We start from the raw sequence: 944 nt of genomic DNA on the forward strand, positions 1-944 counted from the left end.
CAGAAAGATTACAATCCGGATCGCCCGTCTTATCCGTTTCAGCATGAAGTCACCGGTGAAGTACACAAACAGCATCCGGTATATGAAAGTTATGGCCGCTACCGTGATGATGAAACCGGTAAGCCGTTCACACAACTGCGTTATGAGCAGTCGCAGAACCAGCGCCAGACCGGTACGGCGGGCACCAACTGCTTTGCGCTGATGCCGGGTAAAATCTTTGCCCTGCAAAACCATCCGTCGGATACGATGAATCAGTCGTGGCAGGTGATCGCGGTTAACCATCGCGGCGTACAGCCGCTGGCCGATAACAGCGGCGGCGAAGGCACCACATTCAGTAACACCGTGCAGTTTATCCCCGGTACACAGGAATGGCGGCCGCCGTTCCGTTTCCGGCCGCAGGCTGATGGTAACGAGTTGGCTACCGTGGCCGGCCCGGACGGCGAAGAGATTTACACCAACGAGCACGGCGCCGTAAAAGTGTATTTTCACTGGGATCGCTATGCTGACCCCGATCACAGTGCCTCTTGCTGGGTGCGGGTGGCACACGGCTGGAACGGTAACGGTTACGGGTTTATGTCTATACCGCGTATCGGACAGGAAGTGATCGTTTCATACCTTAACGGTGATATTGATAAACCGATTATTACCGGCTGCACCTATAACGGACGCAATAATCCGCCGCTGAACCTGCCGCAGGAGAAAACCCGGACCACATTCCGCACACAGACCCATAAAGGTGACGGATTTAATGAATTGCGTTTTGAGGATGAAGCCGGGCAGGAAGAAGTGTATATCCACGCGCAGAAAAATATGAATGCGCATGTTGAGAATGATGCCACCTGGCATATACAGCATGATTTAAAGCGGCGGATTGATAACAACAGTCACACCGAACTGACCGGTGATGAGCATGTCATTATCAACGGCTCACAAAAACACCAGAC

Annotated in this window: 1 protein-coding gene; it reads left to right on the top strand. The window is 52.9% G+C overall.

From position 1 onward, the window contains the following. A partial coding sequence (gene tssI, locus R5268_RS19355) for a type VI secretion system tip protein TssI/VgrG (protein WP_317423126.1) occupies positions 1–944 on the top strand: 944 nt, incomplete at both ends.

Origin of the sequence: Morganella sp. BCCO 40_0007, assembly GCF_032989665.1 — a bacterium.
Classification (GTDB): Bacteria; Pseudomonadota; Gammaproteobacteria; order Enterobacterales; family Enterobacteriaceae; genus Morganella; species Morganella sibonii.